Annotated in this window: 2 protein-coding genes; both read right to left on the bottom strand. The window is 63.6% G+C overall.

Going from position 1 to position 697, the window contains the following annotated elements; all coding sequences use genetic code 11:
* Positions 1-27 precede the first annotated feature (27 nt).
* Positions 28-315, bottom strand: a complete 288-nt coding sequence (locus ETD96_RS44210; RefSeq protein WP_132178298.1) for a WXG100 family type VII secretion target — start codon at positions 313-315, stop codon at positions 28-30.
* 42 nt (positions 316-357) lie between these two features.
* Entirely contained in the window at positions 358-678 is a 321-nt protein-coding gene (locus tag ETD96_RS44205) for a WXG100 family type VII secretion target (protein ID WP_132178299.1), read from the bottom strand.
* Positions 679-697 lie beyond the last annotated feature (19 nt).

The following is a 697-nucleotide window of genomic DNA, read 5'->3' as shown; positions in this document are numbered from 1 at the left end:
GCCCGGGGACGGTCATCGTCGGGGTGTTCAGCCCCAGATGCCCGAGTTGCTGCGCTCGGCCTGCTGGTAGTTGTCGTTGGCGTCGCGGATCGCCAGGCCCAGCTGCGCCACCACGTTCTGCATGTCCTTGGCCGCGCCGTCCCACTGCTTCTGGAACACCCAGTACGCCTCCTGCGCCGAGCCCTCCCACTGGTTGAGCTTGGTGCGCAGCTTGCCCTCCAGGTCGTTCAGCTCGTCCATCAGCGCACGCGCGGCCTGGCTGAACTGCGCCTCACCCTCGGTCAGGCCCCCGAAATTGGCCCTGGTGTAACTCATGATTCTCCTTCTCCAGCCCTGGTCACCTAATCCGGATTACCCTCACGTGCTGCCGTTGAGCAGGGCCTGGACCTTGTTCACGGCCTGCTCGGACATCTCTTCCTTGGACTCGTAGGTGATCTTGGTCTGGACCAGGCTCTGGTGCATGCCCTCCAGCGCCCGCAGAACCTTGTTGAAGTCCTCGTTGAACCGGTTGAACACCGACTCGAAGGCCATGGAGGCATTACCCTCCCAGGCCGACCGGACCTGCTGCTTGTGACCCTCAAGCTGGGTCTGCAGGCCCTTGATGATGTTCGCGGACGCGTCGATGTCGTCCGCGGCCTGCTTCATCGCTGCTCTGTCGACGGCAGACTGCTGTCCCATCGGTCACCTCCAGTGACTC

The organism is Actinomadura geliboluensis (assembly GCF_005889745.1).
In the GTDB taxonomy this organism is placed as follows: Bacteria; Actinomycetota; Actinomycetes; order Streptosporangiales; family Streptosporangiaceae; genus Spirillospora; species Spirillospora geliboluensis.
Note: the sequence above shows the minus strand (reverse complement) of the source record. Positions and strands in the feature narration are given on the sequence as shown.